Genomic DNA, 25768 nt, shown 5'->3' with positions numbered 1-25768 from the left:
GGCGCGGGCGGCGGTGGTACGGGCGAGGGCCCGGATCGGACTGTTCCGATCCGGGCCCTCGCCGCTGCCGGGGTCGGGGCGGCAACCGCCGTCCCGGTGACCGGGCGGTGCGGTCACTCCGGCTGCTGCCTGGCGGCGCACTCGCCGCAGGTGCCGAAGATCTCCAGGGTGTGCGCGATGTCGCTGAACCCGTGCTCGGCGGCGACCGCGTTGGCCCAGCGTTCGACGGCCGGCCCCTCGACCTCGACGGTCGCCCCGCAGTGCCGGCACACCAGGTGGTGGTGGTGACCGCTGCTGCAGCGGCGGTAGACCGCCTCGCCCTCGGCGGTGCGCAGCACGTCCACCTCCCCGGCCTCGGCGAGGGACTGCAGGGTGCGGTAGACGGTGGTCAAGCCCACCGAGTCGCCCCGGTGCTTCAGCATGTCGTGCAGTTCCTGCGCGCTGCGGAAGTCCTCAATCTCGTCCAGGACCGCCGAGACGGCGGTGCGCTGCCGAGTCGATCGCGCGCGCGGCGACGGGCCTGCGGTGGTCACCGTGGGTCCTCCTGCTGATCGGGTGGTTTCGCACATCATTGTGCCAGCCCCCGACTTGACAGCGTCTCCCCCGACGGCGACTCCCCGGGCGACGGCCGGCCGATCACCGCCCCCGGCGGTGCCGGGACCGGCTCGGTGCTCCCCGGGGCCGCCCCGGCGAGGGTGCTTTCCGGGGCCGCGCCGGGGCCCGCCGAGCTGCCCGGGACGCGACCGGGTCCCGCGTCGCCGCCGGGCAGGGCCACGTCGCACACCGCCGGCCCGTGCTCGGCCTCGGCCCGGTGCCGCCGCCTGGCCAGCGGCGCGGCGATCGCGCTGAACAGGGCGAAGGTCAGGATGGCCAGGAACACGATGGTCGGGCCGGACGGCAGGTCGGCCTGGTAGGAGGTGCCGACGCCGAGCAGCGCCGTCACCACGCCGACCCCGATCGCGGTGGCCTGGGTGGCGGCGAAGGACCGGGTCAGCTGCTGGGCGGCCGCCACCGGGACGACCATCAGCGCGCTCACCAGCAGCAGGCCGACCACCCGCATGGCGACGGTCACGGTGACCGCGGCCATCACCGCGATCAGCAGGTTGAGCACCCGCACCGGCAGGCCCGTCACCCGGGCGAACTCCTCGTCCTGGCAGACCGCGAACAGCTGGCGGCGCAGGCCCACGGTGACCGCGACGACCGTTGCCGCGAGCAGGCCGATCACCACCAGGTCGCCGGGGGAGACGAACAGGATGGAGCCCCACAGGTAGCTCTCCAGGCTGCCCGCGCCGGACTGGCTGCTCATCGAGACCAGCAGCTTGCCGCCGGCCATGCCGCCGTAGAAGAGCATCGCCAGCGCGATGTCGCCGCGCTGGTTGCCGCGGGCCCGGACCAGCTCCATCACGACGGCGCCGAGCACGCAGACCAGGACCGCCGTCCACATCGGGTTGGCCTGGAACAGGAAGCCCAGGCCGACGCCGGTCAGCGCGACGTGCCCGATGCCGTCGCCCATCAGCGCCTGCCGGCGCTGCACCAGGTAGATGCCGATCGAGGGCGCGGTGATGCCGACCAGGACGGCGGCCAGGAAGGCCCGCTGCATAAAGTCGGGTTGGAACATCTCGGTCATGCCAGCAGTCCCTGGGTGGTGCGGTGGTGGTCGTCGGCGTGCGGGTGGACGTGGTCGTGGCCGGGCAGCGCGTGCTGGCCGACGCCCCGCGGCGGCGGCCCGTCGTGCGCCACGCAGCCGTCGCGGAGCACCACGGCGCGGTCGATCAGCGGCTCCAGCGGCCCGAGTTCGTGCAGCACCAACAGCACCGCGCAGCCGCGCTCCACCTCGGTGCGGAGGATGCCGGCGAGCACCTGCTGGCTGTCCACGTCGACGCCGGCCATCGGCTCGTCCATGATCAGCAGGTCGGGCCGGCCGACCAGGGCGCGGGCGATCAGCACCCGCTGGTGCTGCCCGCCGGACAGGTGGGCCACGCCGTCGCCGGCCCGGTCCAGCATGCCGACGGCGGCCAGTGCCCGGTCCACCGCGGCTCGGTCCTTGCGGCGGAAAGGCAGCAGCCCGTGCTGCGGCAGCCGCCCGGTGGAGACCACCTCGCGGACCGTGGCCGGCACCCCGCCGGCCGCGGTGGTGCGCTGCGGCACGTAGCCGATCCGGTGCCACTCCCGGAACCTGCGGTGGGGCCGGCCGAACAGCTCCAGGCTGCCCCGGTCCAGCGGCACCGAACCGATCACGCTCTTCACGGTGGTGGACTTGCCGGAGCCGTTGGCGCCGAGCAGGGCGACGACCTCACCGGGCCGGACGGTCAGGTCTATGCCGCGCAGCACCGGTCGGCCGCCGACGGTGGCGACCGCGCCCCGGAGGCCGATGACCGCCGGTCCGGCGTCCTCGCCGGGGGCCGGGCCCCGGCGGTCGTTCCCCGTCCTGGGGATGACAGCACTCATGGTGGTTCCTCGCTCCGCTCTCGCCGCTCGCTCGGGTCCGTCCGGGGGTGGGTTCAGCGGGTGCCGAGCGCGGCCCGCAGATTGGTCAGGTTCTGCCGCATGACGGAGAAGTAGTCGTGCTGCTCCGGCTCCTTGATCCCCTCCAGGGGGTCGAGCACGGCGGTCTTGAGGCCCAGGTCGGCGGCGACGGTGTTGGCCAGCTTGGGGCTGACCAGGGCCTCGAAGAACACGGTGGTCGCGCCGTTCTCCCGGGCGGCCCGCTGGATCGCGGCCATCCGGGACGGGGTGGGCTCCGCCTCCGGATCGACCCCGTTGATCGCGACCTGCTCCAGGCCGTAGTGGTCGGCGAGGTAGCCGAACGCGGCGTGGCTGGTGACGAAGGTCCGGGTGCCGGTGTTCGCCAGGCCGTCCTTGAACTCCTGGTCGAGGGCGGTCAGCCGGGCCACCAGGTCGTCGGTGTTGTGCTGGTAGTCGGCGGCGTGGGCGGGGTCGAGCTCCGCGAACTCGGCGCCCACGCTGCGGGCCACCGCCGCGTACCGGGTCGGGTCCAGCCAGATGTGCGGGTCGCCGGCCGCGCCCTCGTGCTCGTGCCCGTGCTCGCCGTCGTGCGCCTCGGTCCCGTCCTCCCCGCCCTCGCCCTCCCCGCCCTCGTCGAGGTGGTGGTCCACCAGGGGGGAGACGGCGGTGGCGTCGATCGGGTGCTTGACGTGGGACTGCGCGACCGCCTTGTCCACGGTCGGCTGCAGGCCCTTCAGGTAGACCACCGCGTCGGCCCGCTGGACGGCCGCGACCTGCTTGGCCGTCAGCTCCAGGTCGTGCGGCTCCACACCGGGGGCGGTCAGGTCGGCGACCTTGACGTGCTCCCCGCCTATCTCCCGGGCCAGGAACTCCATCGGGTAGAAGGACGCGACCACTTCGAGTCGGCCGCCGCCCCCGCCCGCCGCGTTGCTGACCCCGCCGCAGCCGGAGAGCAGCAGCGACCCGGCGACGGCGGCCGCCGCGAGGGCTATCGAGGGAGTGGCACGACGAATCTTCATGACAACCATTCTCATCTTATCTGGAAATGATTGTCAACTTGCATTGGGTGGACTCCTCGCCTAGCGGGCGCCGCGCCGCACCCGGAACGCGCCCCTGCCGCGCCGTGCCGCGCCCCCACGGCGTCCGGACGGCACCGGGAGACCGCCAACACGCCGGAGAACGCACGGCTGTTCACTCCCGGTACAGCCACCCGGCGGCCCGCCCGTGCAACTATCGAGTTGAACCCCGCCCCCGCAACCCCGGTACCCTGAGTCATTCGGGCGCGCGCAACCAGCCGTGCCCTGACCGCGCCGTCGTACTGAAGAGAGCACTGTGGCCGCCGACAAGATCGACACGATCGTCAGCCTGAGCAAGCGCCGTGGCTTCGTCTACCCCTGCAGCGAGATCTACGGCGGCACCCGTGCCGCCTGGGACTACGGTCCGCTGGGTGTCGAGCTGAAGGAGAACATCAAGCGCCAGTGGTGGCGCGCGATGGTCACCGCGCGGGAGGACGTCGTCGGCCTCGACTCTTCGGTGATCCTCGCCCGCGAGGTCTGGGAGGCCTCCGGCCACGTCGCGACCTTCAACGACCCGCTGACCGAGTGCCTCTCCTGTCACAAGCGCTTCCGCGCCGACCACCTGGAAGAGGCCTACGAGGCCAAGCACGGCAAGCTGCCCGCCAACGGCCTCGCCGACCTCAACTGCCCGAACTGCGGCAACAAGGGCGCCTTCACGGAGCCCAAGGAGTTCTCGGGCATGCTGAAGACGCACCTCGGCGTCACCGAGGACGCGGCCGGCCTGGCCTACCTCCGCCCGGAGACCGCGCAGGGCATCTTCACCAACTTCCGCGCCGTGCAGACCACCTCGCGCAAGAAGCCGCCGTTCGGCATCGCCCAGGTGGGCAAGAGCTTCCGCAACGAGATCACCCCCGGCAACTTCATCTTCCGCACCCGAGAGTTCGAGCAGATGGAGATGGAGTTCTTCGTCAAGCCGGGGGAGGACGAGACCTGGCACGAGTACTGGCTCGAGCAGCGCTGGAACTGGTACGTCGACCTCGGCCTGCGGACCGAGAACATGCGCTTCTTCGAGCACCCCAAGGAGAAGCTGTCCCACTACGCCAAGCGCACGGTGGACATCGAGTACCGCTTCAACTTCGGCGGCAGCGAGTTCTCCGAGCTCGAGGGTGTGGCCAACCGCACCGACTACGACCTGACGGTGCACAGCGAGCACTCCGGCCAGGACCTCAAGTACTTCGACCAGGACGCGAACGAGCGGTACTTCCCGTACGTGATCGAGCCTGCGGCCGGTCTCAACCGCGCCATGCTGGCCTTCCTGCTCGACGCCTACTTCGAGGACGAGGCGCCGAACGCCAAGGGCGTCATGGAGAAGCGCGTCGGCATGCGGCTCGACCCGCGCCTGGCCCCGGTGAAGGTCGCGGTGCTCCCGCTGTCCCGCAACGCCGACCTCTCGCCGAAGGCCCGCGGTCTCGCCGCCGACCTGCGCACCGCGTGGAACGTCGAGTTCGACGACGCCGGTGCGATCGGCAAGCGCTACCGTCGCCAGGACGAGATCGGCACCCCGTTCTGCGTCACCGTCGACTTCGACACCCTCGAGGACAACGCGGTGACCGTCCGCGAGCGTGACACCATGGCGCAGGAGCGGGTGTCGCTCGACCAGGTGAAGTCCTACCTGGCCGCCCGCCTGATCGGCTGCTGACACCGGACGGCGCGGCACGGCCGTGGTCCTTCGAACGGTCGGCTGGCCGCCCCCTCAGCGGGGCGGTCCGCCGACCGTTCGCCGTTCCGACCGTTCGCCGGGTCCTCCTGGCGGCTGTACTGCCGGCCGGGGCTCCTGGGGCGGCCCCGGTCAGCGGCGCTGGCGGGACTTCCGGGGGCGGGGCGCCGGCTGGGTCGGCAGCCCGGCGGTGCGCAGCGCCGCGAACGCGCTGCGGGCCCGGCTCTCGTCCAGGTCGTCGGCGGCGAACAGCAGCGTGTCGTACAGCTCCACCGACCCCTGGACCGCGGCCGCGAACTGGCCGACGTCGCTCGCCGAACGCAGCCGAACCAGCTCGCCGATCAGCTCGGCCGCCGACTCCTCGTCCAGGGCCGCGGCGATCGCGGCGACCTCGCCGACCGGCCGGCCCGCTGCCTGGCGCAGTAGGTGGCGGGCGTCGCCGGAGCGCCCGGCGGCCCGCAGCTGCCGGGTCAGTTCCGAGAACTCACCGGCCGGAGCGGAGGCACGCTCCCACAGCAGGGTCTGCCCGTCGGCCGACTGCCCCGACCGTTCCAGTGCCGCGAGCAGCGCCGGGAGCTCCTGCGCGCCCACCGACCACAGGGCGTGGAACAGGTCGGCTGCCTCGTCCACCAACCCTTCCTCGCGCAGCGCGGCCAGCGTGGCCGCGGCGTGCTCCGGGGCGCCCGGGGCCACCGAGCGGGCCAGGTAGGTGGAGGAGCCGGTCGGTCCTTCGGCGCGCAGCAGCGTGGCCAGCTCGACCAGGTCGTTCGGCGTGACCAGCAGAGCGACCTGGCTCACGATGGCCGCGGACTCGTGCACCGAACCCTGCCGGTGCAGATCGGTGATCCGCTGGACGAGGGCGATCAGCTCGGCTCGTGACCGGGAGCGCGGCCCACCCGGCGGTACGGCCGTCCCCGCGCCGCCGGTGGGAGCTTCGGCGCCGGTGCCGGCGGGTGCGGCGTTCGGGCGGGTGCCCCTGGCCGCCCGGGTGTCGTCGACTTCCTTGCCCGGCCCGCGGGTTCTGGCCCAGGAGGTACCGGGGGGCTCTTCGGAGCCGGCCGTCGGGGCGTCGTGCCGGGCGGCCGCCGCGTGCTCCGCGGCGCCGGGGCGCGCCTGGTCGGCGGTGGTGTGGTCGTCGTTCCGCCGGGAGGCACGGAGGGGACGGCCGACCCTGAACCGGGCGCCGCGCGGTGGCGGGGCGTCGGCGGTCTGGGTATCGGTGGCCGGAGCCGTGGTGGGAGCGGTCGCGCGGACCGGTTCGGTGGTGCCGGCCGGAACCACCGGTCCGTCGGGACGGGCGTCCGGGGCGTGGGCTGCCCCCGGTCGGCGCTCTCCGCCGAAGCGGGCTCCGGTGGGGGAGGGGAGCTGCGGGGGCACCAGGGCGGCGGCCCGTTCGGTGGGACGGGGGGCCCGGGAGACCGTGCCGGGACTTCCCGGAACCTCACCCGGGGTGGGCGCGGGGCGGCCGAACCGTCCCGCTGACTGCTGGTCCTCGGCGGCCAGCAGACGGTCGCTCAGTTCGAGGCAGCGCGCGCCGAGGCCTTCGCGGAGGTTCTGCGCCTGGGCGAGCTGTCGCACCAACTCGGGGTCGGGCCGCCGGGGCGGGCGGCCGTACGCGGGCGCGTGGTCGGGTTCGTGGCCGGCCCGGACGGCCTCGGCGAGTCTGCGCTCGCGCTGCGCGGCGAACTGCCGCGCTCTCAGTAGTTCGTCCAACTCCGCTCTGAGCGTTTGGACATCGACCGAATCCGGCCCCGAACTGCGTACGGTCATCGCGCCCCGCCCCGGCTTCTCCAAGGGGGCCACCCGACCGGCCCCCGAACACAACGACTGGTGGCCATCCTGGCGCTGCCATACGGCGGCCACGTTACGGGAGCAAGTCTTAACCTTTTCGAGATGGGGATGCGAGTGGCCGATGTGGTGCGGGAGAGCTGCTGTTCTCATGGATTTCGGCCAATTCCTGTCCGACTCGCCCCACTTGTTCGGAGCGAGGAACAACTCGCCTCGTAGGCAAGGTGGTTGGAGGGCGGATCACACCGCCAGTCGCGCTCGCGCCTCCATCAGCGCGAAGCCGAGCAGGTTCGATCCCTGCCACCGGGCGGGTGATTCCGCCCGCTCGTCGTCGGCCGCGAGTCCGATGCCCCAGATCCGGTCCAGCGGGCTGGCCTCCACCAGGACGCGCTCGCCGGTGCGGAGCAGGTAGCCGCGGAGCTGCTCGTCCTGCCCGAACTTCGCGGTGCTGCCGGCCACCACCAGTTCGAAGCGGTGCTCGACCCAGCGGCCCTCTTCGAAGCCATCGACCAGCCGGCCCAGGTTCTTCGCCTCCGCGGGCGTCCTCGCCCGGAGGATCCTCGGGACGATCTCCTCGTCTCCGAACAGCCGTGCCTTTCCGGCCATCATCCAGTGCTCGGCGGTGGCGTACCGGACCCCGTCGACCGTGAACGGGGAGGGCCACCACTGGCTGAGCGCACCGGGCCCGACCTGCCCGTCCCGCTGCGGGCGGTGGCCCCAGAAGCACAGGTACTTCGGACGAGCCCCGGAAGCGACCGCCGCCATCAGCTGCTCGCGGGTGCGCGCCTCGCTCGGGAGGAGGATCGGGTTCGTCGGCATGGCGCCATCCTCGCACCGCTCCAAGGCTGCCGGCCTGCCATTTTCCTGCGGGCACCGGCCGCGACACCGCCTGCCCGCAGGGGCTCGACCACAGCTCCGACCCCTGTCACCCGGCCCCGCCATTCGACCCGCTCGGCCCCCTTCCGCCTCCGGGGGCGGGCACCGGTGCCCGCCGACCACACTGCGAACCGGCGAGCGCGACCCCGGAACGGGGGGCCGATGGCCAGGACGTGGTCGGTGGTCGGCGGGGCGAATCGCACTGTGGAGAAGTCAAGGAGCGGGAGTAGGGACGGAAAGAGGAACGAGCGGAAGCTCAGGGTGGCCAGAGCGGTGTCGGCGCCGGTGGCCGGTGGATCGGCGAGGGGCGGCTCCTTTCCGCGGCCCGTCCAGGACGGGCGGGTCGTTCAGGCCGGTTTGTGGACGGTGCGGGGTCAGCCCCTCACCGGTGAGCGCCGCCGGGGTGGACGCTCAACCTCCCACCGAGGAGCGGCGGCGGGAGCCTGCCGAGCCCCTGTGGAGCCGCCGCGCGCGCAGCTCCCGGAGTCCGGCAGACCTCTCCGCAGCGGCACGCCGGGGCACGCCGGGGTTGCGCCGCGAGACGGCCGCCGTCCTCGCGGTGCAGGAGGCGGCCCGGTGCGCCCGGCCCGGGCAGGACCGGGTCGCCCAGCCCGCGGCCCGGACCCGCAGCCCAGCGGTCGGTGCCCGGCCGCCCGACCGCGTCGGACTGCCGCAGCCGGGCACTGCTGCGGCCACCGGGGCGCCGGGACCGACCACGGGCCGCTCCGTCGGGACAGCCGCCGGGCGACCGGGCCGGCCACCGGTCGCGGTGACCCGCAAGCGACGGGACAACCTGGTGTACACCCGGCTCGCCGGGGCCCCGGAGACGAGCCCCGGAGCGTGCCCCGTCAACAGGTGGATGCTTCGCACTGCCACTCCTTCCGTGAGGATTCCGGTGGGCGGCCGCCCACCGGGGCCGGGACCGCGGCGCGACCCCGGGAACGACGCCCCGGACCAGCCGCCGGCACCGGGCCGCCGCCCGTGCGGACGGCACCGGCGCGCAGCGCCGTGGACCAGCACACGGCGGCCAGCGGCAACTCCGCGCCCACCGCCATCAGGAGGGCGACCAGCAGCTCGGAGCCGCTGGACGCCATCGCGAGATCGCACCCGGCGTCCGTGACCAACAGGACAGCGGCCAGCACGGCCGACCAGGACGGGGTACGGCCCCGCCGCAGCCGTAGGGCAGCCGTGGACAGTGCCGCGGACTCGACCAGGTCGAGCACCGCCCAGGGGCGGTCACCCGGCAGCACGGCCAGCAGCGCGGCCCAGGGCAGCAGGAGCAACCCGCACCCCAGGAACAGCGCCTCCGGTCGCGACCACCCGGCCCGCCGGGCCGGAACCGCCGAACGCGCGACCCGGACCACGCCGCCGGCGCCCGCCGGGGACGACGGGAGAGCGAGCGCGCTCATGCCGCCCACCCCCACCGCTCCGCGTGCTCCGCGCAGCAGGGCGTCGCCGACAGCCGAGCCCAACGGAACTCCCCGGCCGCCGAGGCGAACCAGAACCGGCCCGCCGTCCGCACCGCCGTGGCGTCCACCGTGCGCCGCAACCCGCCGGTGAGGAAGCGCACGGGCGGTGGCGCCCCGCACGGTGGCAGTCGGCCCCAGGCGCAGACGACCGTTCCTTCCTCCGGTCCCCCGGCCGGGCCGCGTCGCGCCCCGCGCAACCCGGTGCTGCCGAGCGAGGACTCGACCACGACGTCGAGCAGTTCGCCGTGCTCGTAGACCTCCATGGCCGGGCGGCGGCCCGCACGCAGGCACGCCGCCCACGGGCCGACCGCGGCGATCAGCGCGGATCGGCCGCCACCGCCGAGGAGTTCGGGGAGCGACCGGGAGAACTGCCGGGCCGCGGCCCGGGCGGGGGAGAGGGAGTCGCGGCCGCAACGCATCAGGTTCGTGTTCGTCATGCCGTCAAGAATCCTTCGGCGCGAAGATCTTGTCGGTAGCGCTCGGCTCCGTCTTTTTGGTGTAGCCAGCTACACCAAAAAGACGGAGGACCGCGTCATGGAAGCCGAGTTCAACCGGCCTCTACGCTGATCCGCATGTTCCAGTCGAAGATCGACACGCCCCCGCGCCGGACGGTCCGTGCCGTTACGGTCCGTGCCGTCGCGGCCGCGCGCACCCCGTGGTCCGCGGGCACTCGACGGGACTCGCTGTTCCTCGCCGCCGGCCTCCCGCTCGGCCTGCCCTGCCTGACCCTGCTCGGCGCGCCGAGCAGGGCCCTGCCGTTCGGGCTGGCCCTGGTCACGGTCCTCTTCGACCTGCTGAGCACCGCCCAGCGCAGCCGGGTCCGCGCCCTGTACGGGCTGGAGGTCCCGAGCCGGGTCCCGCCCGGCGCGGCCTGGGTGGTCCGGCTCCGCGCCGGGCTGTCCTGGCGCCAGGCGGCGCACCACCTGGTGGTGGCGCCGTTGCAGGCGCTCTGCGCGGGCCTGGTGCTCGGCCTCTGGGGGGCCGCGGTCGTGCTGACCGGTTTCTTCGGCTGGGTGTGGCTGCTGCCACCCGGCAACCCGCTGAAGTCCGGCCCGGGTTGGGCCGTCGACGGCGCCCTCGCCACCCTCGGCGGCCTGCTCCTGCTGGCCGCCACGCCCTGGCTCGTCGCCCTGCTCGCCGCCGTCGACCTGTGGACGGTCCGGGCCCTGCTCGGCCCGAACCGGGCGGAGGTGCTGGAGCGCCGGGTGGAACACCTGGCCCGCAGCCGGGTCGACGTGGTGGACGCGGCCGACGCCGAGCGCCGCCGCATCGAGCGGGACCTGCACGACGGCGCGCAGCAACGCCTGGTCTCGCTCGCGATGAACCTGGGCCTCGCCCGGCGCACCCTCAAGCACCTCCCGTCCGAGGCGATGGAGGTGATCACCGCCGCGCACGAGGAGGCCCAGGCCGCCATCAAGGAGCTGCACGACCTGGTCCGCGGTCTGCACCCGGCGGTGCTGGAGGACCGCGGGCTCGACGCGGCGCTCTCCGGCATCGCCGCCCGCAGCCCCGTCCCCGTGCACCTCACGGTCTACCTGCCGGGCCGGATAGCGCCCACCGTCGAGGCGGTCGCCTACTTCACGGTCTCCGAGGCGCTGGCCAACGCCGCCAAGCACTCCCGGGCCTCCCGGGTCGACCTCCTGCTGCACCGGGCGGCCGACCGACTGCGCATCACCATCTCCGACGACGGCGTCGGCGGGGCGGACGCCGACCGCGGCACCGGCCTCACCGGTCTGCGCAAGCGCGCGGCCTCGGTCGACGGATCCTTCGCCATCACCAGCCCCCGCGGGGGCCCGACCACCATCACCATGGAGCTGCCGTGCGAGCTGTGATCGCCGAGGACTCGGTCCTCCTGAGGATCGGCATCGTCAAGGTGCTGGAGAGCGAGGGGTACGAGGTCGCCGCCGCCGTGGGTGACGCCGAGGCCCTGCTCGCCGCCGTCGAGGAGCACCGCCCGCAGATCGTCGTCGCGGACGTCCGGATGCCCCCGGGCTTCGCCGACGAGGGCGTCCGGGCCGCGCTGCTGATCCGGCGGCAGTGGCCCGGCACCGCCGTCGTCCTGCTCTCCCAGTACGTCGAGGAACGCTACGCGGCGGACCTGCTGGCCAAGAACACCAGCGGCGTCGGCTACCTGCTCAAGCAGCGGGTCGCCAACGTGGACGAGTTCGTGGAGGCGCTGCAGCGCGTCGCCCAGGGCGGCACCGCCCTCGACCCCGAGGTGGTCGCCCAGCTGCTGCTGCGCCGCGACCGCGACCCGCTGCACCGGCTGACGCCCCGCGAGCGGGACGTGCTGGCGCTGATGGCCGAGGGGCGTTCGAACACCGCGATCGCCGAGTCCCTGGTGGTCAGCGACAGCGCCGTCTCCAAGCACATCAACTCCATCCTCGCCAAGCTCGACCTGCCGCCCGCCGAGGACACCCACCGCCGGGTGCTCGCGGTGCTGCGCTTCCTGGAGGTCAGCCAGTGACCCGGCCCGCCCCGCCCCCGCCGGAGGCCCCCGCCGGGCCGGCCCGGTTCGCCCGTCGGCTGCCCCTCCCCGGCCCGGCGGGGCCGCCGGTCGAGCCCGGGCGGGGCGAGCGCCGGGCCTGGCGGATGCTCGGCGTCCTGGTCCTCGGCTGCGCCCTGCTGGCGGGCGCCGCCGTCACGGGCGCGGTCCTCGTCCAGCGCGAGACCACCCGGGAGCGGACGTACTTCGAGTCGGTCGGCCGGCTCGACATCGACTCCGGCCCGGCCCGGGTCCTCGTCCGGGTCGGCGGCACCGACCGGGTGGTGGTGGCGGAACGGGTCGGCTGGGCGCTGCGGAGACCCGTCGTCGACGAGCGGATCGCCGCGGGCACGATGACGGTCTCCGTCGACTGCCCGGAGGCCCGGTTCCTGCGCGGCTGCCCGGTCGCGCTGGAGATACAGGTGCCGCCTTCGACCACCGTCCACGCCCGCAACGGCTCCGGGCGGACGGAGATCATGGACGTCTCCGGCAGCGTCTCGGCGGAGACCGGCAGCGGCCAGCTGGAGCTGACCAGGGTCAGCGGGCCGATCCGGGCGAAGAGCGGTTCCGGTCAGATCATCGGCACGGGACTGGGCGCGGCCAGCGCCCAACTGTCCGCCTCCTCCGGCCAGGTCGTCCTGCAATACGACCGCCCACCGGACGAGGTCGCCGTCCGCCTCGCCTCCGGCAACCTCGTCCTGCGGCTGCCCGACGACCGCAGCCGGTACCGGATCGAGCTCGGCGGCGAGGGCGGCGGTCAGGAGGTCGACCAGTCCCTCCAGGACGTGGACTCGCCCCGGCTGCTCGACGTCACCGCCGCCTCCGGCACCGTCACCATCGGCCGGACGGGGAAGCCCTGAGCGCGCCCTGAGCACACCCGGAACGCGCTTCGCACCTCGCTCCGACCGCGCTTGGACCGCACCCTGGACGCCCTCCGACCGCGCCCGGAACGGCCCGGCGGCCCGGGGCCGCCCGCCGGGGGGCGGCACCGGGGCGGGCCTGTCCGGCGGGTGGGAGAGAATGGAGAGTCCGGAAGCCCGCCGTTGGGCCCTACCCGTATCGAGGATCCGCCGCGCATGACCACCACGCCCGACACCGCCCAGGCCGTCCCCGCCGCACCCGGCACGCCGGAGTTCGCCCCGTTGCACATCGGGCCGATGCAGGTCTGGCCGCCGGTGGTGCTGGCGCCGATGGCCGGCATCACCAACGCCCCCTTCCGCACCCTGTGCCGGGAGCAGAGCGGCGGCCGGGGCCTGTACGTCTCCGAGATGATCACCACCCGCGCCCTGGTCGAGCGCAACGCCAAGACCATGCAGCTGATCAAGTTCGACCCGAGCGAGAAGCCGCGCTCGATCCAGCTGTACGGAGTGGACCCGGAGACCGTCGGCAAGGCCGCGCGGATGATCTCCGCGGAGGGCCTGGCCGACCACATCGACCTCAACTTCGGCTGCCCCGTCCCCAAGGTGACCCGCAAGGGCGGTGGCTCCGCGCTGCCGTACAAGCGCAACCTGCTCCGCGACATCCTGCGCCAGGCGGTCGCCAACGCCGGTGACCTGCCCGTCACCATGAAGATGCGCAAGGGCATCGACGACGACCACCTCACCTACCTCGACGCCGGGCGGATCGGCGCGGAGGAGGGCGTCTGCGCGATCGCCCTGCACGGCCGCACCGCGGCCCAGCACTACGGCGGCACCGCGGACTGGTCGGCCATCGCCCGCCTCCGCGAGTCCGTCCCGGCCGGCATTCCGGTGCTCGGCAACGGGGACATCTGGTCCGCCGACGACGCGGTGCGGATGATGCGCGAGACCGGTTGTGACGGCGTGGTCGTCGGACGCGGCTGCCTGGGCCGGCCCTGGCTGTTCAAGGACCTGGTGGCGATCTTCGAGGGCGATGTCGACTACGCCCGCCCCACCTTCGGGTACGTGGCCCGCGCCATGGTGCGGCACGCCCAGCTGCTGGGGGAGTGGCTGGGCGACGAGGCCCGCGGCGTCATCGACTTCCGCAAGCACGTCGCCTGGTACACCAAGGGCTTCTCGGTCGGCTCCGAGCTGCGGGTGAAGCTGGCCAACTCCAGCTCGCTGACCGAGCTGGCCGAGACGCTCGCGCTGGTCGACCAGGAGCAGAGCTGGCCCATCGGCGCCGACGGACCGCGCGGGCGGACCAGTGGCAACAACCGGGTCGTCCTGCCCGAGGGCTGGTTGGACGATCCGTACGAGTGCGCCCGGCTCGCCGAAGACGCCGAATCGGACACCTCCGGCGGATGATCTGTACGATCCGGCGGATTCGCCCTGGATTCGAGCCTGGCCGGAGCGTCCCAGCCCTGTTGTCCAAGATGGACAGCAGGGCTCCTCGAAGGCGAAAACGGGCAACGCAGAGCGACGGAATCATCAACGGAAAGCGACGATAGGCGTAGGCCTACTCGGCACGACGGCTGAGATGCGTCCGTGACGCTGGCCACATATCGTGGCGAGTGACAGTCAGTCAGTGGACTTCGCCAAGGTGTACAAGTCGGGATCGCTTCCCGAACGGGCCCCCGGTGGATCACCCCGGCTGGCTGCAGGAAATCAAGCCGGGGAAACACGGTGGTGCGAATGCCGTCACGGTGTGTCCGGTTCGAGCGAGCTTGACGTAGTGATGCCTTCAACTCCTGAAGGCAGGCTAGCGTCACCCGGACGATTTCACTAACGCAGGTGAACGTCCCTCCGGGCATTAGATCTGCTGGCCAATCGCCCACTCCGAAGCTCGTACGAGCTATTCGCCCCCCTAGAAGGCCTTCGAAATGGGTATGTTCTCCGGCGTCAGGGCAACCGTGTGCGAGGAGAACGACCCGTGGCGGCGCAGCAGAAGTTTGTTTACTCCTTCACCGAAGGAAACAAGGACCTCAAGGATCTTCTCGGCGGGAAGGGTGCGAACCTCGCCGAGATGACCAACCTGGGCCTTCCCGTCCCTCCGGGGTTCACCATCACCACCGACGCCTGCAAGGTCTTCCTGGAGACCGGCACGGAGCCGGGCTCGCTGAACGAGGAGATCACCGGCCACCTGGTCGCCCTTGAGGAGCGGATGGGCAAGCGGCTCGGCCAGGCGGACGACCCGCTGCTGGTCTCGGTCCGCTCGGGTGCGAAGTTCTCGATGCCCGGCATGATGGACACCGTCCTGAACATCGGCCTCTCCGACGCCTCGGTGACCGGGCTCGCCGCCCAGTCCGGCAACGAACGCTTCGCCTGGGACTCGTACCGCCGTCTGGTGCAGATGTTCGGCAAGACCGTGCTGGGCGTCGACGGCGAGCTGTTCGAGGAGGCGCTGGAGGAGGCCAAGCACGCCAAGGGCACCGCCAACGACCTCGACCTCACCGCCGCGGACCTGGAGTCGCTGGTCGCCACCTTCAAGGCGATCGTGCTCCGGGAGACCGGCCGGGAGTTCCCGCAGGACCCGCGCGAGCAGCTGGACCTGGCGGTCCACGCGGTCTTCCACTCCTGGAACGGCGACCGGGCCCGTCTGTACCGCCGGCAGGAGCGCATCCCGAACGACCTGGGCACCGCCGTCAACGTCTGCACCATGGTCTTCGGCAACCTCGGCGAGGACTCGGGCACCGGTGTCGCCTTCACCCGCGACCCCTCCACCGGCACCCAGGGCGTCTACGGCGACTACCTGCAGAACGCCCAGGGCGAGGACGTGGTGGCGGGCATCCGCAACACCCTGCCGCTGGCGGACCTGGAGCAGCTCGACAAGAAGTCGTACGACGAGCTGATGACCATCATGCACACCCTGGAGAACCACTACCGGGACCTGTGCGACATCGAGTTCACCATCGAGCGCGGCAAGCTCTGGATGCTGCAGACCCGGGTCGGCAAGCGCACCGCCGCCGCCGCCTTCCGGATCGCCGTCCAGCTGGTCGACCAGGGCCTGATCGACCTGGACGAGGCGCTGCACCGGGTCACCGGCGGCCAGCTCGCCCAGCTGATGTTCCCGCGCTTCGCGCCCACCTCCGAGACCAAGCCGGTCGCGTACGGCATCGCCGCCTCGCCCGGCGCGGCGGTCGGCCGGGTGGTCTTCGACTCGTACACCGCGGTGAAGTGGTCCCGCTCCGGCGAGCAGGTCATCCTGGTCCGCCGCGAGACCAACCCGGACGACCTGGAGGGCATGATCGCCGCCGAGGGCATCCTCACCTCGCGCGGCGGCAAGACCTCCCACGCGGCCGTGGTCGCCCGCGGCATGGGCAAGACCTGTGTCTGCGGCGCCGAGGAGCTGGAGGTCGACACCAAGAACCGCAAGTTCACCACCGCCGACGGCCAGGTCGTCCACGAGGGTGACGTGGTCTCCATCGACGGCGCCAACGGCAAGGTGTACCTGGGCGAGGTCCCGGTGCTGCCGTCCCCGGTGGTCGAGTACTTCGAGGGCACCCTGCACGCCGGCGCCGACGTCCAGGGCGGGCTGGTCCAGGCCGTGCACCGGCTGATGTCGCACGCCGACGGCCGCCGCCGCCTCGCGGTGCGCGCCAACGCCGACAACGCCGAGGACGCGAACCGCGCCCGCCGGTACGGCGCCCAGGGCATCGGCCTGTGCCGCACCGAGCACATGTTCCTCGGCGAGGAGCGCCGCAAGGAGGTCGAGCACCTGATCCTGGCGGACAACGACAAGGACCGCGAGACCGCGCTGTCCAGCCTGCTGCCGCTGCAGAAGGGCGACTTCCTGGAGCTGTTCCAGTCGATGGACGGCCTCCCGGTGACGGTCCGGCTGCTCGACCCGCCGCTGCACGAGTTCCTGCCCGACATCACCGAGCTGTCGGTGCGCGTCGCCCTCGCCGAGGCCCGCAAGGACCCGAACGAGAACGACCTGCGCCTGCTCCAGGCCGTCCACCGGCTGCACGAGGCCAACCCGATGCTCGGCCTGCGCGGCGTCCGCCTCGGCCTGGTCATCCCCGGCCTGTTCGGCATGCAGGTCCGGGCGATCGCCGAGGCCGCGGCCGAGCGCAAGCTGGCCGGCGGCGACCCGCGCCCCGAGGTGATGATCCCGCTGGTCGGCACCGTCCAGGAGCTGGAGCTGGTCCGCGACGAGTGCGAGCGGGTGCTCGCCGAGGTCGCCGCGTCCACCGGCGTCAACCTCGACATCAAGCTCGGCACCATGATCGAGCTGCCGCGCGCCGCCGTGACGGCCGGCCAGATCGCCGAGGCCGCCGACTTCTTCTCCTTCGGCACCAACGACCTGACCCAGACCGTGTGGGGCTTCTCCCGCGACGACGTCGAGGCCTCCTTCTTCACCGCCTACCTGGAGAAGGGCATCTTCGGGGTCAGCCCGTTCGAGACCATCGACCGCGACGGCGTCGGCGCCCTGGTCAAGAACGCCGCCCAGGCCGGCCGGGCCACCCGCCCCGACCTCAAGCTCGGCGTCTGCGGCGAGCACGGCGGCGACCCCGACTCGGTCCACTTCTTCCACGAGGTGGGGCTGGACTACGTATCCTGCTCCCCCTTCCGGATTCCGGTGGCGCGGCTGGAAGCGGGCCGCGCCGCCATCGAGACGGCGGGAAGCGACTCGCGCTGACACGAAGCAGCGCGGTTCACTGACCGCACCCCTCCGAAGGGGAGGGGCGTACGGCGGAGCTCGGCGCAGGAGAGCCGCCGTACGGAGCAGCCGGGGCGGGAACGGACAACGGCGTCCGGTCCCGCCCCGGCGGCGTTCTCCCGTGCGCCCGGGCCGGCCGGCCCGGGCGCGCGCCGTGCGCCGTCCGGGTGAGCGGGTGCGGCAGGCTTGGGGCATGAACAGCCGAAACCGCCTGATCGGCCTCGTCGCCGTGGTCCTGCTCGGCATCGCCGCCGCGGTCGCCGCACTGCTGAACGGCGGGAACGACCCGGACGGGGCGGGCGCCGCGCACTCCGCCCCCGCCTCCGCCGCGTCTGCCGCCACCGCCACCCGCGGTGGCGCCACGGGCGCCCCCAAGCCCTCGGCCCCGGCCAAGTCGCCCGCCGCCCGGGCCACCTGGGTGCCCACCAGCACGGCGCTGGCCGACGTCTGCCGCGGAAAGCTGCCCGCGCAGGCCCTCGACACCCTCGGCCTGATCGCCCGGGGCGGCCCCTACCCGTACCGCTCGGACGGCGTCGTCTTCGAGAACCGGGAGAGCCGACTTCCCCGTCAGGGCAGCGGCTACTACCACGAGTTCACCGTGGTCACGCCGGGGTCGGACGACCGCGGGACCAGGCGGATCGTCACCGGTGGCGCCGGGGAGCAGTACTGGACGGCCGACCACTACGCCAGCTTCCAGGAGATCGACCCGCGCTGCTGAGCGGCCCGCCCGGAGGCCCGCTGACGGACCGTCGGAAAATTACTTTCCATGGCGGAAAGCATGTGCCAGAGTGACAGCACTTGATCCGGCAGCAGGTCGGATCCGACGGCACGTCCGCATGGGGGAACCGATGGTTGACGACAGGCAGCAGGCGCCCGGGCCGCACTCCGAGGAGCTCGCGCCCGCCGAGGCGCTGGCGCTCGCCGAGCGCGCGCGGGCCGCCGCCCGACGGCCCACGCCGATGCCCTGGTGGTACGGCCCCGGGGTGGGCGCGACCCTCGCGGTCTACTGCGCGGCGATCGGGCAGAGCTTCCAGCGGCAGGCGCAGTGGCTGATACCGCTGTGCGCGGCCGCCCTGGCGGCGGTGCTGGGGGCGATAGTGCGGGTGGCCATGCGCTCCAGCGGCGTCGCCGCGCGGCTGGAGAAGGCCAAGGTCCCGCCGAACGTCCTGCGCGCGCTCGGCCTGACCGTCCTGGCGGCGCTGCTGGCCTGGCTCGGAACGTGGCTGGCCACCGACGACCAGGGGTGGGCCATGGCCGCCGCGGGCCTGGTCGCGGGCCTGGCCGTGTGGGGCGTCATCGCCCTGGCCAATCGAGACATCAAGGAGCAGAGCATGAGCAGCGAGCGGTGAACGGACTCGACCCAATACTCCACCAGCCCACCAGGCTCACCGTCCTGGCCTTCCTCAGCGGATGCCAGGAGGCCGAGTTCTCCGTCGTCCGCGACTACTGCCAGGTCTCGGACTCGGTGCTCAGCAAGACCGCGGCGAGCCTGGAGGCGGCCGGCCACCTGCGGGCCCGCAAGGGCTACGTCGGCAAGCGGCCCCGCACCTGGCTGTCCGCCACCCCGCAGGGCCGTGCCGCGCTGGCGGCGCACCTGGCCGCGCTCCAGCACCTGGCCGCCACCGCCGAGGCGGCCGGGACCGCGTCCGGCGCCGCACCCGGTGCCGAACCGGAGCCGGGCCAGGCCGGGGCCGACGGCTGAGCGGCGCGCGACCGTCGGGGCGGGCGCGGCGGGCCGGCGGAGTGTCAGGAGGATCACACCCAGGAGCGGAGGTGGGCCCGGACCCGTGCTGTCCGTGCTCCTTGACAACTCGACAGAGTGCCGAGAAACCCCCGGGAGGAACCGGCCGGGGCGGGTGCCCGACGTGATCGTCCGCCGCGTACCCGCCCCGACCGGGAGGACCGGCCCCGCCCACCCCGCCCGTCCGTTCGGCTCAGGCGGCCGGCACCAGGGAGTCGCCGATCATCGGGTCGGTCACCAGGGGGCTGCCGTGTCTAAGGCACTCCTGGTTGAGCGGCGCCGGGTCCGGCGCGCTGGGCGAGGTCGCCGCGGCGATCCGCAGCTCGATGATGTCGCGGACGGCGGGCCACTCCTCGTCCAGGATCGAGTAGAACGCGGTGGACCGGACCACCCCGTCCAGGCCGCGCGAGTGCGCCCGGCGCACCCCCTCGGAGGTGGCGCCCAGCCGCTCGATGGCGACCCGGGAACGGGTGTTGCGGGCGTCGGCCCGCAGCGAGATCCGCTGCACCCCCCACACCTCGAAGGCGTGCCGCAGCATCAGCAGCTTCGCCTCCGTGTTGATGCCGGTGCCCTGCGCCCGCGGGGACAGCCAGGTGTTGCCGATCTCCGCGGCGTCCGGGACCGCCTCCAGCGGGTCGCCGTGCGGCACGCCCGGCGCGGGCGGCCACACCAGCGGGCCCTGCCAGTAGTCCAGTTCCAGGAACCGGGTCGAGCCCACGACCCGGTTGTCGGCCGTGCTCACCGTGGCGAACGGCATCGACCGGCCCGCCGCCCGATCGGCGAGGGCGCGCGCGATGTACTCCCGGGCGGCTTCCAGGCCGTGCGGCACGGGGGTGAAGGCGTAGGTCGTACGGTCCTCGGAACCGGCCAGGGCCAGGGCCGCGGCATGGTGCTCGGCGAGGGGCTCCAGCCGCACGGTGCGGCCGTAGAGGGTGACGGGTACGGGCACGGATCCTTCGGTCCTTCGGCGTCGTCGGGTGCCAGCGTGCCGGGTTCGCGGCGCGAGGGCAGTGGTCGTGTCGCCCCGGCCCCGGAGAACGGCCGCCCGGGGGCGCTACGCCAGAGGCTCGGGCGTGCGGCGGGACGGCAGCCCGGAGGCGGGCAGCGCGGTGCCGGTACGGACACGGGTCGACGGACCGATCCGGCGGGATGAGCGACGGGACAGTGTGCGTCCGCGAGATGGCCGAGAGAGAAACGAGATCACGAAGCGAAGCAGGCGGCCAGGTGAAGGCAAGGTGCGCATGGGATGACTGGCAGCGCAACGGACCGGGGCGTGGCCCACGACGTGACAGACGGCGTGGCGCGACGACGCGACGATGCGAGGCAGCGAGAGGACGATACCCGCCCGGAGGCGGTGCGTCACTTCGCGGCGCGCCAGCAGGGGCGCGCGGGTCCTTTCGGCACGCCGGGCCGCTTCGCCACCGTACCGGGTGACCCGAGTGCCACGCCTGCGACCAGGCACTTTGCCCGGAGGTGAGAGGATTCGAGAGACGACGTGAAGACTCGTGCGAGGGCGGGAATTCCGACGGGCCGTCGCACGCTGGAGAGATCAGGTCCGAAAGCATTCCGAGACGACGAGACGGAACGGGGATGGGTGCGCCGTGCGTGATCCCAAGGAGCTGTACGAGCTGGAACCGCAGGGCGTGACCGCCCTGGCGGCGGCCCGCGCCGCGGCCGAGGCCGGCACCGGCCTGGTGCTGCTCTACCACTTCGAGGGCTTCATGGACGCGGGCGAGGCGGGCGGCCAGGTCGTCGCGCACCTGCTGGAGCAGGGCTCCCCGCAGGTGGTGGCCCGCTTCGACCACGACCGGCTGGTCGACTACCGGGCGCGCCGCCCCGCCATGACCTTCGACCGCGAGAGCTGGACGGACTACGACCCGCCGGAGATCCTGCTCCAGTTGGTGCGCGACGCGGTGGGCGCGCCCTTCCTGGTGCTCACCGGCCCCGAGCCGGACACCGAGTGGGAGCTGTTCGCGGCCGCCATCGCCGATCTGGTGGAGCGGTTCGAGATCCGGCTCGCGCTCTCCTTCCACGGCATCCCGATGGGCGTCCCGCACACCCGCCCGGTCGGCCTCACCCCGCACGGCAACCGGATCGACCTGGCGTCCGGCCACCCCAAGTGGTTCGACCAGGCCCAGGTGCCCGGCAGCGCCCAGGCGCTGGTCGAGTACCGGCTCATGGAGGCGGGGCACGACGTGCTGGGCTTCGCCGCCCACGTCCCGCACTACATCGCGCGCTCCTCCTACCCGGCCGCCGCGGTGGCGGTCCTGGAGGCCACCCAGTCGGCGACCGGCCTGATCCTGCCCGGCAGCGAACTGCGCGCCCGGGTCAACGAGGTCTACGCCGAGATCGAGGACCAGCTCTCCCAGGGCGACGGCGAACTGCGCACGGCGATCCAGGGCATGGAGGGCCAGTACGACGCGGTCTCCGGCGTCGTCGACCGGGAGAGCCTGCTCGCCGAGGCCAACGACCTCCCCTCGGCCGACGAGCTCGGCCGGAGGTTCGAGGAGTTCCTGGCCGAGCACGAACGCGGCGCCGAGTAGGTGCGCCGCCTGCCGGTCGCCGTGGCGGCGGCCCTGGCGGGGGCCGCCCTGATCGGCACCGCCGGGTGCGGCGCCGGAGCGGCCGCCCCCGTTCCGAAGCCCGACCGGGCCTCGCCGCCGACACCCTCCCCCGCCCCGACCCCGGTCACCGGGCCCTACGTGGCCCTCGGGGACTCCTACACCTCGGGCCTGCGAATCCCGCCCCAGGGCGGGACCCCGCAGGGCTGCGGCCGCTCGGGGGCCAACTACCCGTCCCTGGTGGCCCAGCGGCTCGACCTCAAGGACTTCACCGACGTCAGCTGCAGCGGCGCGCGCACCGGGGACCTGACGGCGGCCCAGCGGACCGAGGACGGGACCAACCCGCCGCAGCTGGACGCCCTCAGCACGGCGACCCGGCTGGTGACGCTCGGGATCGGCGGCAACGACGCCGGCTTCATGGACGTCCTGGGCCGCTGCGCGGTCGAGAGCCTCCGGCACGGCTTGATCGGCAGGGGCGACGACGCGCCCTGCCGGACGTACTACACGAGCGGCGCCGGAAGCGGCGAGGTCCAGCGGAGGATGACGGCCACCGGCGAACGGCTGACCGCGGCCCTCGGCGAGATCAGACGGCGGGCCCCGCAGGCCGAGGTGCTGCTCGTCGGCTACCCGGCCCTGCTGCCGCAGGACCCGGGGCGCTGCAGCGAGGCCCTGGGTGAGGGGATCGCGGACGCCGACATCGGTTTCGTCGCGGAGCAGGAACGGCAGTTGAACGGCATGCTCCGGCAGCGCGCCGAGGCCGCCGGGGTGGCGTTCGTCGACACCTACTCCTCGTCCACCGGTCACGACATGTGCGAGGGCGAGGGCACCCGCTGGGTGGAGCCCCTCGACGCCGGGAAGGGGCTGGCACCCATCCACCCGAACGCCCGGGGCCAGCAGGGCATGGCCGCCGCCGTCCTGGCCGCGCTCCGGCAGCGGAACTGAACCCGCCCCAGTCGGCGGGACGACGGGGGCGGGGTCGGCCGGAGCGGGCCGGTGCCGGGCGGGGCGGTCAGGCGGCGCGGACCGTGTGGACGCCGATCCGGACGCCCTCGTCGTCCAGGCACTCCCCGGTGGCCAGGTCGAAGCGCTGCTTGAGCAGCGGCGAGGCCACGTAGACCCGGCCGTCCGCGGTGGAGCCGAGCAGGCCCCGGGAGAGGACGTACGCGCCGGTGAACGGGTCGCGGTTGTCGGCGGCGTAGAGGCGGTCGTTGCTGTCGCGGAACACGGCGGCCTGACGGCCGTCCGGCAGCAGGACGGCGACGCCGCGACCGGGGACCAGCAGGTCCCAGTCGCAGACCGGGGACCAGCCGGCGGGGGAGAGCAGTTCGACCCGGGTGGCAGAGGCGGTGGCGGTCATCGGGCTTCCTCCAGGATGCGGGCGGTCGGGGACTGGGCGTTGTCGGGGTCGAGGGCGGCGAGCAGCTGCTCCTCGGTGGCCAGCAGCACCAGGTCGGGCTTGACCTGGTCGCGCTCGGGAACGAACCGGATGCTCGGGTCGGGCACCCCGGGGGCGTTGACGAAGGAGACGAACCGGCGCATCCGCTCGGGGTCGGCCAGGGTCGCCGCCCACTCGTCCTGGTAGTCGCCGATGTGTCGGGCCATCAGGCGCTCCAGCTCGTCGGCGATGCCGAGCGAGTCCTCGACCACCACCTCGCGGACGTGGTCCAGACCGCCCTCGATCCGCTCCAGCCAGGTGGAGGTGCGCTCCAACCGGTCGGCGGTGCGGATGTAGAACATCAGGAACCGGTCGATCAGGCGGACCAGCTGCTCGTCGTCCAGGTCCTGGGCGAGCAGGTCGGCGTGCCGGGGGGTGGCGCCGCCGTTGCCGCCGACGTACAGGTTCCAGCCGTTGCTGGTGGCGATGACGCCGAAGTCCTTGCCGCGGGCCTCGGCGCACTCGCGGGCGCAGCCGGAGACCGCGGACTTGAGCTTGTGCGGCGAGCGCAGGCCCCGGTAGCGCAGCTCCAGCTGGATCGCCATGGCGACCGAGTCCTGCACGCCGTAGCGGCACCAGGTGGAGCCGACGCAGGACTTCACGGTGCGCAGGGACTTCCCGTACGCGTGGCCCGACTCGAAGCCCGCCGCGACCAGCCGGCTCCAGATCATCGGCAGCTGGTCGACGCTGGCGCCGAACAGGTCGATCCGCTGACCGCCGGTGATCTTGGTGTAGAGACCGAACTCCTTGGCCACCTCGCCGATCACGATCAACTTGTCCGGGGTGATCTCGCCGCCGGGGATGCGCGGCACCACCGAGTAGGAGCCGTTCTTCTGCAGGTTCGCCAGGAAGTGGTCGTTGGTGTCCTGCAGGGCGCCCTGCTCGCCGTCCAGGATGTGCCCGGAGGCCTCCAGCTCGGGCGCCAGCGAGGCGATGATCGAGGCGACCGTCGGCTTGCAGACCTCGCAGCCCTCGGAGCCCTCCGGCACCCGGCCGTGCTCGGCGAGCAGCTGCCGGTGCGTCGGGATCCGCTTGACCAGGACGATCTCGTAGAGCTCGGCCCGGGTGTGGGCGAAGCACGGGCACAGGCCCCGGTCGACCTCGACGCCGCTCGCCTCCAGCTCGTCCGCGACGATCGTGCCGAGCAGCTTCACGCAGGAGCCGCAGTTGGTGCCCGCCCGGGTGCACTTCTTCACCTCGGGGACGGTGGTGCACCGGTGGTCGGTGACGGCCGCCCGGATCGTGCCCTTGGTGACGTTGTTGCAGCTGCAGACCACCGCGTCGTCGGGCAGCGCGGAACTCCCGAGCGAGACCGCGGTGTCCGCGCCGGCCGGCAGCACCAGCGACTCGGCCGGGACGGGCAGCGGCTTCCCGGTGCCCGCCAGCGGGCGGAGGGTGGCGTAGGCCGAGGCGTCGCCGACCAGGATGCCGCCGAGCAGCGCCCCCTCGCCGGTGACCACCAGCTTCTTGTAGACGCCGGAGCGGGAGTCGGAGTAGACCACGTCGAGCGAGCCGGGCATGCTGCCGAAGGCGTCGCCGAAGCTGGCCACGTCGACGCCGAGCAGCTTGAGCTTGGTCGAGAGGTCCGCGCCGGTGAACGGCTGCGCGGCCTGTTCGGCGAGCTGCCGGGCCACCGCGACGGCCATCTCGTAGCCGGGGGCGACCAGGCCGTAGACCCGGCCGTCCACCGCGAGGGCGCACTCGCCGATCGCGAAGACGTGCGGGTCCGAGGTGCGGCAGTGCTCGTCGATCGCGATGCCGCCGCGCTCGCCGACCGTCAGGCCGGCCTCGCGGGCCAGCTGGTCGCGGGGGCGGACACCGGCGGAGAACACCACCAGGTCGGTCGCCAGCGCCGAGTCGTCGGTGAAGGACATGCCGACCGCGCGGCCCTCGGCGACGGTGATCGCCTTGGTGCCGATGCCGGTGTGCACGACCACGCCCATCGACTCGATGGTCCGGCGCAGCGCGGCCCCGCCGGCCTCGTCCACCTGGACGGGCATCAGCCGCGGCGCGAACTCCACCACGTGGGTCTCCAGGCCGAGGCCCCGCAGCGCGCCGGCGGCCTCCAGCCCGAGCAGCCCGCCGCCGACCACCGCGCCGACCCGGGCCCCGGCCGCGTAGGCCTCGATCGCCTGCAGGTCCTCGATGGTGCGGTAGACGAAGCAGCCCTCGGCGTCCCGGCCGTCCACCGGCGGGACGAAGGGGTAGGAGCCGGTGGCCAGCACCAGGGTGTCGTACGGGAGGGTGTGCCCGGCGGCCGTGGTGACGGTCCGGGCCGCCGGGTCGAGTGAGACGGCGGGGGAGGAGAGGTGCACCTCGAACCCGTGCCGATCGGTGAAGCCCTCCTCGGCGAGCAGCAGGTCGTCCGCGCTCCGGCCGGAGAAGTAGGAGGTCAGGCCGACCCGGTCGTAGGCGGGCCGGGGTTCCTCGGCGAGGACGACGACCCGGTAGCGGTCGGCGGCGCCGGTGTCGACCAGGGCTTCCAGGAAGCGGTGGCCGACCATGCCGTAGCCGACCAGGAGCAGTGTGGGCTTGGTGGTGGTCATCGGGAAGTCCCTCCGAGGTCGTGCTCCGGATGGTGGGCGTCGGAGCTGGCGGGCTGACCGGGCGCCGACCGGACCACCGTCGGTCCGGTCGGGGCGCAGTGCGCCTCCG

21 protein-coding genes and 1 pseudogene are annotated in these 25768 nt (G+C 73.3%); 11 read left to right on the top strand and 11 right to left on the bottom strand.

What is annotated here, in order from left to right:
• Positions 1-113 precede the first annotated feature (113 nt).
• The 4 genes and pseudogenes from ACZ3J7_RS05225 to ACZ3J7_RS05210 all read right to left on the bottom strand — a co-directional run bounded on the left by ACZ3J7_RS05225 (position 114) and on the right by ACZ3J7_RS05210 (position 3485).
• On the bottom strand, positions 114-533 hold the full coding sequence (locus ACZ3J7_RS05225; protein WP_014135670.1) for a Fur family transcriptional regulator: 420 nt from the start codon (positions 531-533) through the stop codon (positions 114-116).
• Between the two features lie 227 nt (positions 534-760).
• Positions 761-1627: pseudogene (locus ACZ3J7_RS05220) on the bottom strand (metal ABC transporter permease); the annotation flags it as partial.
• On the bottom strand, positions 1624-2448 hold the full coding sequence (locus ACZ3J7_RS05215) for a metal ABC transporter ATP-binding protein (RefSeq protein WP_465617022.1): 825 nt from the start codon (positions 2446-2448) through the stop codon (positions 1624-1626). The pseudogene ACZ3J7_RS05220 and the gene ACZ3J7_RS05215, both read right to left, overlap by 4 nt.
• Before the next feature lie 53 nt (positions 2449-2501).
• Positions 2502-3485 carry a metal ABC transporter substrate-binding protein gene (locus ACZ3J7_RS05210; RefSeq protein ID WP_465617020.1) on the bottom strand — a complete coding sequence of 328 codons (984 nt, stop codon included), beginning with the start codon at positions 3483-3485 and terminating at the stop codon, positions 2502-2504.
• 313 nt (positions 3486-3798) lie between these two features.
• On the opposite strand from ACZ3J7_RS05210, the gene ACZ3J7_RS05205 reads away from it, so the two are divergent.
• A complete protein-coding gene (locus tag ACZ3J7_RS05205) occupies positions 3799-5181 on the top strand; it encodes a glycine--tRNA ligase (RefSeq protein ID WP_465617019.1) in 1383 nt (460 codons plus the stop codon).
• A 150-nt stretch (positions 5182-5331) separates the two neighbouring features.
• Here ACZ3J7_RS05205 and ACZ3J7_RS05200 read toward each other — a convergent pair whose 3' ends face one another.
• The 4 genes from ACZ3J7_RS05200 to ACZ3J7_RS05185 all read right to left on the bottom strand — a co-directional run bounded on the left by ACZ3J7_RS05200 (position 5332) and on the right by ACZ3J7_RS05185 (position 9769).
• Positions 5332-6912: a hypothetical protein gene (locus ACZ3J7_RS05200; protein ID WP_465617017.1), complete on the bottom strand. Its 1581-nt coding sequence runs from the start codon at positions 6910-6912 to the stop codon at positions 5332-5334.
• A gap of 315 nt (positions 6913-7227) precedes the next feature.
• Positions 7228-7806, bottom strand: coding sequence for an NADAR family protein (locus ACZ3J7_RS05195; RefSeq protein WP_465617015.1), 579 nt, complete (start codon positions 7804-7806; stop codon positions 7228-7230).
• Between the two features lie 905 nt (positions 7807-8711).
• Complete coding sequence (locus tag ACZ3J7_RS05190; protein ID WP_465617013.1) at positions 8712-9272, bottom strand: hypothetical protein; 561 nt, start codon at positions 9270-9272, stop codon at positions 8712-8714.
• Complete coding sequence (locus ACZ3J7_RS05185) at positions 9269-9769, bottom strand: hypothetical protein (RefSeq protein ID WP_465617012.1); 501 nt, start codon at positions 9767-9769, stop codon at positions 9269-9271. Before ACZ3J7_RS05185 ends, ACZ3J7_RS05190 begins: the two co-directional genes overlap by 4 nt.
• A 135-nt stretch (positions 9770-9904) precedes the next feature.
• Between ACZ3J7_RS05185 and ACZ3J7_RS05180 the strand changes: the two genes are divergently transcribed.
• From ACZ3J7_RS05180 to ACZ3J7_RS05145, 8 genes are all read left to right on the top strand, one after another.
• Positions 9905-11164: a sensor histidine kinase gene (locus ACZ3J7_RS05180; RefSeq protein WP_465617010.1), complete on the top strand. Its 1260-nt coding sequence runs from the start codon at positions 9905-9907 to the stop codon at positions 11162-11164.
• Positions 11152-11799, top strand: a complete 648-nt coding sequence (locus ACZ3J7_RS05175) for a response regulator (protein WP_465617008.1) — start codon at positions 11152-11154, stop codon at positions 11797-11799. Before ACZ3J7_RS05180 ends, ACZ3J7_RS05175 begins: the two co-directional genes overlap by 13 nt.
• On the top strand, positions 11796-12677 hold the full coding sequence (locus ACZ3J7_RS05170; RefSeq protein ID WP_465617006.1) for a DUF4097 family beta strand repeat-containing protein: 882 nt from the start codon (positions 11796-11798) through the stop codon (positions 12675-12677). Before ACZ3J7_RS05175 ends, ACZ3J7_RS05170 begins: the two co-directional genes overlap by 4 nt.
• 216 nt (positions 12678-12893) lie before the next feature.
• Positions 12894-14081 carry a tRNA dihydrouridine synthase DusB gene (gene dusB, locus ACZ3J7_RS05165; protein WP_465617004.1) on the top strand — a complete coding sequence of 396 codons (1188 nt, stop codon included), beginning with the start codon at positions 12894-12896 and terminating at the stop codon, positions 14079-14081.
• A gap of 565 nt (positions 14082-14646) precedes the next feature.
• Positions 14647-17355, top strand: coding sequence for a pyruvate, phosphate dikinase (gene ppdK / locus ACZ3J7_RS05160; protein ID WP_465617002.1), 2709 nt, complete (start codon positions 14647-14649; stop codon positions 17353-17355).
• Between the two features lie 214 nt (positions 17356-17569).
• Entirely contained in the window at positions 17570-18094 is a 525-nt protein-coding gene (locus tag ACZ3J7_RS05155; RefSeq protein ID WP_465617000.1) for a ribonuclease, read from the top strand.
• A 130-nt stretch (positions 18095-18224) separates the two neighbouring features.
• The gene (locus ACZ3J7_RS05150; RefSeq protein ID WP_465616998.1) at positions 18225-18725 is read left to right on the top strand and encodes a hypothetical protein; all 501 of its coding nucleotides are present in this window, start codon (positions 18225-18227) and stop codon (positions 18723-18725) included.
• Entirely contained in the window at positions 18722-19078 is a 357-nt protein-coding gene (locus tag ACZ3J7_RS05145; protein WP_465616996.1) for a transcriptional regulator, read from the top strand. Before ACZ3J7_RS05150 ends, ACZ3J7_RS05145 begins: the two co-directional genes overlap by 4 nt.
• Positions 19079-19310: 232 nt before the next feature.
• On the opposite strand, the gene ACZ3J7_RS05140 is transcribed toward ACZ3J7_RS05145, so the two are convergent.
• Positions 19311-20066 carry a GNAT family N-acetyltransferase gene (locus tag ACZ3J7_RS05140; protein ID WP_465616994.1) on the bottom strand — a complete coding sequence of 252 codons (756 nt, stop codon included), beginning with the start codon at positions 20064-20066 and terminating at the stop codon, positions 19311-19313.
• Between the two features lie 652 nt (positions 20067-20718).
• Here ACZ3J7_RS05140 and ACZ3J7_RS05135 point away from each other — a divergent pair.
• Together ACZ3J7_RS05135 and ACZ3J7_RS05130 are read left to right on the top strand one after the other, a co-directional pair.
• Positions 20719-21660 (top strand): PAC2 family protein, encoded by a 942-nt coding sequence (locus ACZ3J7_RS05135; protein ID WP_465616992.1) that lies wholly within the window; start codon positions 20719-20721, stop codon positions 21658-21660.
• Positions 21661-22620: an SGNH/GDSL hydrolase family protein gene (locus ACZ3J7_RS05130; RefSeq protein WP_465616990.1), complete on the top strand. Its 960-nt coding sequence runs from the start codon at positions 21661-21663 to the stop codon at positions 22618-22620.
• A gap of 67 nt (positions 22621-22687) precedes the next feature.
• Here ACZ3J7_RS05130 and nirD read toward each other — a convergent pair whose 3' ends face one another.
• Together nirD and nirB are read right to left on the bottom strand one after the other, a co-directional pair.
• Positions 22688-23035: a nitrite reductase small subunit NirD gene (gene nirD, locus ACZ3J7_RS05125; protein WP_465616988.1), complete on the bottom strand. Its 348-nt coding sequence runs from the start codon at positions 23033-23035 to the stop codon at positions 22688-22690.
• Positions 23032-25659 carry a nitrite reductase large subunit NirB gene (nirB, locus tag ACZ3J7_RS05120; RefSeq protein WP_465616986.1) on the bottom strand — a complete coding sequence of 876 codons (2628 nt, stop codon included), beginning with the start codon at positions 25657-25659 and terminating at the stop codon, positions 23032-23034. The genes nirD and nirB overlap by 4 nt, the downstream gene beginning before the upstream one ends.
• Positions 25660-25768: the final 109 nt, after the last annotated feature.

It is taken from the genome of Kitasatospora sp. NPDC015121, from assembly GCF_055562955.1.
Note: the sequence above shows the minus strand (reverse complement) of the source record. Positions and strands in the feature narration are given on the sequence as shown.